The sequence below is a fragment of the Mycobacterium sp. genome, from assembly GCF_036488105.1.
Taxonomy (GTDB): Bacteria; Actinomycetota; Actinomycetes; order Mycobacteriales; family Mycobacteriaceae; genus Mycobacterium.
The window spans coordinates 1-4,431 of sequence record NZ_DASXHW010000223.1 but is presented as its reverse complement, the minus strand read 5'-3'; the positions used below and the strand labels follow the sequence as shown (position 1 = coordinate 4,431).

9 protein-coding genes are annotated in these 4,431 nt (G+C 68.1%); 6 read left to right on the top strand and 3 right to left on the bottom strand.

The genetic code is table 11. The annotated features are described in order from the left end of the window. Positions 1–188: 188 nt before the first annotated feature. Positions 189–533, bottom strand: coding sequence for a hypothetical protein (locus tag VGH54_RS11970; protein ID WP_331512211.1), 345 nt, complete (start codon positions 531–533; stop codon positions 189–191). Between the two features lie 19 nt (positions 534–552). Then, complete coding sequence (locus VGH54_RS11965; RefSeq protein ID WP_331512210.1) at positions 553–1,590, bottom strand: GH25 family lysozyme; 1,038 nt, start codon at positions 1,588–1,590, stop codon at positions 553–555. A 120-nt stretch (positions 1,591–1,710) separates the two neighbouring features. Between VGH54_RS11965 and VGH54_RS11960 the strand changes: the two genes are divergently transcribed. Further along, complete coding sequence (locus VGH54_RS11960; protein WP_331512209.1) at positions 1,711–2,013, top strand: hypothetical protein; 303 nt, start codon at positions 1,711–1,713, stop codon at positions 2,011–2,013. Between the two features lie 3 nt (positions 2,014–2,016). On the opposite strand, the gene VGH54_RS11955 is transcribed toward VGH54_RS11960, so the two are convergent. Next, positions 2,017–2,283: a hypothetical protein gene (locus tag VGH54_RS11955; protein WP_331512208.1), complete on the bottom strand. Its 267-nt coding sequence runs from the start codon at positions 2,281–2,283 to the stop codon at positions 2,017–2,019. Positions 2,284–2,368: 85 nt separating this feature from the next. On the opposite strand from VGH54_RS11955, the gene VGH54_RS11950 reads away from it, so the two are divergent. From VGH54_RS11950 to VGH54_RS11930, 5 genes are read left to right on the top strand one after another with little or no spacing between them, the layout of a single operon-like run. After that, positions 2,369–2,551 (top strand): hypothetical protein, encoded by a 183-nt coding sequence (locus tag VGH54_RS11950; RefSeq protein ID WP_331512207.1) that lies wholly within the window; start codon positions 2,369–2,371, stop codon positions 2,549–2,551. After that, a complete protein-coding gene (locus tag VGH54_RS11945) occupies positions 2,548–3,252 on the top strand; it encodes a hypothetical protein (protein ID WP_331512206.1) in 705 nt (234 codons plus the stop codon). Before VGH54_RS11950 ends, VGH54_RS11945 begins: the two co-directional genes overlap by 4 nt. Continuing rightward, positions 3,249–3,632, top strand: coding sequence for a hypothetical protein (locus VGH54_RS11940; RefSeq protein WP_331512205.1), 384 nt, complete (start codon positions 3,249–3,251; stop codon positions 3,630–3,632). The genes VGH54_RS11945 and VGH54_RS11940 overlap by 4 nt, the downstream gene beginning before the upstream one ends. After that, positions 3,629–3,991: a hypothetical protein gene (locus VGH54_RS11935; RefSeq protein WP_331512204.1), complete on the top strand. Its 363-nt coding sequence runs from the start codon at positions 3,629–3,631 to the stop codon at positions 3,989–3,991. The genes VGH54_RS11940 and VGH54_RS11935 overlap by 4 nt, the downstream gene beginning before the upstream one ends. Next, on the top strand, positions 3,988–4,290 hold the full coding sequence (locus tag VGH54_RS11930; protein ID WP_331512203.1) for a hypothetical protein: 303 nt from the start codon (positions 3,988–3,990) through the stop codon (positions 4,288–4,290). Before VGH54_RS11935 ends, VGH54_RS11930 begins: the two co-directional genes overlap by 4 nt. Positions 4,291–4,431 lie beyond the last annotated feature (141 nt).

Sequence of the window (4,431 nt, the reverse complement as noted above, 5' to 3'; positions counted from 1 at the left end):
AGGACGTGGGTGGCGTCCCGGTCGGCCTTCGCCTCCTGCTGCGCCTTGACCTGCGCCTTCAGGTCGTTCCTCGCGTTGCGGGCGCGGGCGTAGAAGAAGCCCACGACGGTCCCGCTCCCGCCGAGGACCGCGCCCCCGGTGGACAGGACAATGGCGAGGTCGGCCCCGGTCACGGCAGGCGCCCGGCGTTAAAGCAGGGCCTTGGCGAACCCGAGCAATGAGCGCACGGCCGGCGACTCAACGACCGCGAGCACCGCGTTGAAGTCCGGCACGTGCGCCTGCAAGAGCCCGCGGAGTGCCTGGGCCTCGGTAGCGCTTACGGTCAGCGTCGATCCTTCCGGCGGGTTGGCGCCCAGCGACTCGAGGAAGTCTGCGGCCTGCTTGAGCTCGGGGGCGACATCGGCCTCGAACCAGGTCGAAAGACGACGCAAAACCGGCAAGTGCTGTGCGGCGAGTGCCTTCAGCCCAGCCGTCTCGCCCGGGTCGATCGTTATCTGCGCCCCGCCGTCGGGCTGCGGCGTTACCTCGGCCATGGGAAGTCCTTTCAATCGTTCAAGGTGTGGTGAAGCCGTTCCAGTCGGTCCACGTGCCCGCCGACACCCGCCAGCGGCCTTGAGTCCCCGGCGGCACGGTCTCGGTGCGGGTGGTGCCGGTCACCTGCTGGTCAGCGGCCAGCACCCAGCCGAACCCCGGCTTGTACGTCTCAAGCTGGAAGCTGTAGGCGCGGTGCCCGGCGACCGGGTTCCAGGTGAAGGTGACCGCGCTCCCGGCGGACTTCACCGACTGCCGCAGCCCGGTCGGCTCCGTGGCGGGGACGTGGACGGGAGGCGGGGCGGGCGTGCTGCCGGGGTAGGCGAGGGCGGCGAGCGCGGTCATCGGCCCGTGGAACACACTTGCGTCCGCCGTCCCGACGCCGGGCACCGGGTAGCGGTCGGTGAACTGCCACAGCGTGTGCGCCCCGGCGGGCTCGGCGAGGGAGTAGTCGGCGAGCCACTGCACCGGCAGGACGCCCTGCGACTGGCCGAAGGAAAGGCCGGTGTACGTCCACAGGTACCTGGCCGGGTAGCCGAGCTTGAGCATCTGGTTATACCAGGCGGTAAGCATCGGCTTGGCGCCCTGCTCGAAGTCGGCGATCAGCACCTCGCCCTTTTGCAGGCCGCCGACAAGGGCGTGAAGGGCGTTCGCCTGCGCGGTGCCGTCCTGCCCGGCCACCAAAAACTGGTAGATCCCTACGAAGAGCGCGCCGCCCTTGTGCAGCGCTGCCCGCCGTGCGCCTCCGTACCAGGCGCCGTCATCATGGGCGTCGCCATAGGCCGCTCGGACAATCACGCCCTTCGACCAGGCAAGGTACGCCGCGTCCGCGATATTGCTCTGGAACTCTGAGATATCCGCGAGCAGGGTGTGGGTGCCGCTGAACGTGACCGCAGGAGCCGCTGTCTCGGGTGCGATGCCGCCGCTGCCCCCGGCGCGGAACGGGACAGCGCGAGGCGCCGGAATGGGAGCGGGGACGGTGGGCTCTGGCGCAGGCGTGGGAACGGGCGCGGCCGGCGTCGGCTCGGCGGCGTGCCTCGGGTGATGAAAGAGCGGCACTGGCGACCCTCCCGGTCTCTCGCGTCGTCAGTCCACAGCGTACGGGCTGCAATGTGCAGATGCACGCTACGAATGCACGTGCACGGAACCGTTACCGTGGCCGCCGGTAAACTCGCGGTCATGCCTCCCTGCTACGAGTACCGCCGTGCGACGTGGACGCAGGTCTGCGAGCTAGGCCCGCAGGGATGGCGGCTGGTGCCCGTCCCGCCGATCGCGGAGATGAAGCAGGTACTCGGGCAGCCCCAGATGGGCGAACCGCTCTACGCGATGGAGCGGCAGGCGAGGCCCGAGGGAGAATCGGCCCCAGGTGCCGGCCTGCTTGCCGGGGCATTCCCCGGCACCGAGTTCGAGCACCCCGGCATGAGCGTCTGCAATAAAGGCCGCGTTCACGACGGCCCGTGCGACTTCGGGAACGGCATCTAGCGCCTAGGGCGAGCTGTTGCTTGTGCCCGCCCCGAACCCGGCCGACCCGTGCACTGTGTGCGGAGGCTCGGGAGGCGGCGCGGTCGTTCCCTCTGGCGCGAGTTCGGCCTGTCCTGCCGCGAGCAGTCCGGGCACGTCACGGGAACTGGCCCAGAACGGCTCGCCGAGGGTGACGTTCGCTATCCGCCCGCCCCACGAGCTGACGCTGAGAGGCTGCTCGCTCAGGCTGACCATCAAGACCTGAGTGAACGGACCCACGGGGAACCCCATGCGATCAGGCTACGCCCCGGAAATCCGACCCGGCGCACCTTGCGCGAAGCGTGCAATCGTTGTGTGAGGCTGGTATGATTTTGGTGTGAGCAATACACACGATGCCCGTGACGAGACGACGATCCGCTATCAGCTCACCTGGCCTGCGTGGATGTCCGAGCAAGTGACCGAGGCCGCTAGCGCGAGGTCCATGTCGGTTGCGACGTGGCTCCGCGAGGCTGCGCTGGAGAAACTGGAGCGTACCGAGGAAAGGCGGAATCAGCCATGACCGCCTACTGTCTCGCCGACCTGCCGCCTGAGATTCGGGACAACGTAATCGTCAACCCCGCGACCGGGTGCTGGGAGTGGCAATTGCGGATCAACGCTCAGGGGTACGGCTGCATGTCTCGTAACGGTATTCGACAGCAGCGGGTCCACCGGATCGTCTATGAGTTGCTGGTGGAGCAGATCGACCCCGGATTGGACATTGATCACGTTCAAGACCGGGGGTGCCGTTCAAAGGCTTGCTGCTGGCCGTATCACCTGGAACCCGTGACCCGTGCCGAGAACACTAGGCGAGCACAAGAGTGGGTCATTAAGCGGCGGCGGATCGCTGTTGCTCAGAGGGCGGCGGAGATCGGTATCCGGACAATGTCAGCGTCGGCGGCTCAGCAAGGTCTTACCCAACTCATAAGCGCAGTTGAGTACAAGGGTGAGCATGTCGAGATTCATCGCTACGGCATCCCGACCGCCGTCGTGGTCCCCGTCGAGTGGTACGAGCGGGCCGCCGCCGACCTGTCGCACTTCCGGGTCGCGGGCTTCGATGACGAGGGCCTGACTTTCACCCAGCCTGTTGAGGTCCGCTGCGAGCGGTGCGGCGAGGCGCGGACGTTCACCGACCGGGACGACGGGGGCGCGGACCACACGGAAAGCCTGTCCGTCCTGCTCAAGTGGGCACAGGACCACCAGTGCAAGGAGACAGGAGCATGAGCGACTACATCGACATGACCGCAACTCAACTGGCCGACTGCCTTGAACTGGCTGAGAGGTTCCCCGGTAACACGGGGGGACTGTCGATGCTGGACGAGGCGACCCTTGAGTTCGGCTGGCGTTACGAGGCGATCGGCCCGGTGCAAAAGGCGTTCGCGGACGCCCGCCACGCGCACCTGAGTTCGCGCTCGCCTGAGGCGTGGGACGCAGCCATGGCCGCCGCCCGCGACCTCGCCAGGGCGCTGCGCCCGCTCGGCGACTTCAGGTTCGCCCGGTGCAAGCGGCAGGGGCCGTGCGGCACCTGCAACATGGTGCTGGACGGCAAAGGGGAGTGCCGCTCGTCCCTCGGCCACGCCGACGTTGAGGAGACCCGGCAATGACTCCCGAAATCCAGTACTTCGGCCAGGGCGGCACGTGGGTCAAGCCGCCGCGCGCGGTTGCGGTTGATGTCACCGTCTGCGCCGCCGATACCGACGGGGTTCTCGGCGACGGCAGCTGCAAGTACGTGCTCGGTAACGAGAGTGAGCCGAACGTCCGGCGCTTCCCTGCCGGAGAACTGCCGGACAGTCTTACGGTCTCGGTTCATCTCGGAGGACGGGACGGGTACGCGCTGATCGTGACCCACTTCGCCGACGATCGAGACGTCGCGGTCAGCGAGTTCTTCGACGCCATGGCGGAACGCGACCCGCAGGAGCTTGACAGGCTGCGCACCGAGGCGTGGGAAGGCGGCCAGCGATGAGCGGCCAGATACCCCGCGATGCCCTGATCCACGACCTAGCCATCGTGCTCTCCGGGGCACTGCGCGAGAGTGCGAAGACCGGAACGGGGGCGCATCTCGCCGCCCGCCGCATGCAGGACGTGCTGGGCATCGAGGACGGCGAGCCGGTCAAGGCCGTCGAGGCGAGGCTTCGCGGAGTGCTCGCAGCCGAGCCGGCCGTGCTGACCGCGACGGGGCCGTTCGCTGAGTCCACGGCGATCACCGGCAGCGGAGTCCTGCATGCCCCGGCGAAGGTGAAGGATGCCGGCGATGAAACGTAAGTTCCAGCCGTGGCGCTGGTACGTCAGCTACAGCCAGCGCCGCCTTCAGGGCTTCGGGATGGCAGACGCCGCCCGGCTCGCCTCCGGCCGCCCGTGCGAGCGGGAGAAGGCCTACGACGTGCCGGTGTGGGTACTCGGCCG

Coding starts and splice junctions, on each gene's coding strand:
- VGH54_RS11940 (WP_331512205.1), top strand. CDS start 3,249: ATGAGCGACTACATCGACATGACCGCAACTCAACTGGCCGACTGCCTT.
- VGH54_RS11935 (WP_331512204.1), top strand. CDS start 3,629: ATGACTCCCGAAATCCAGTACTTCGGCCAGGGCGGCACGTGGGTCAAG.
- VGH54_RS11955 (WP_331512208.1), bottom strand. CDS start 2,283: ATGGGGTTCCCCGTGGGTCCGTTCACTCAGGTCTTGATGGTCAGCCTG.
- VGH54_RS11945 (WP_331512206.1), top strand. CDS start 2,548: ATGACCGCCTACTGTCTCGCCGACCTGCCGCCTGAGATTCGGGACAAC.
- VGH54_RS11930 (WP_331512203.1), top strand. CDS start 3,988: ATGAGCGGCCAGATACCCCGCGATGCCCTGATCCACGACCTAGCCATC.
- VGH54_RS11970 (WP_331512211.1), bottom strand. CDS start 533: ATGGCCGAGGTAACGCCGCAGCCCGACGGCGGGGCGCAGATAACGATC.
- VGH54_RS11960 (WP_331512209.1), top strand. CDS start 1,711: ATGCCTCCCTGCTACGAGTACCGCCGTGCGACGTGGACGCAGGTCTGC.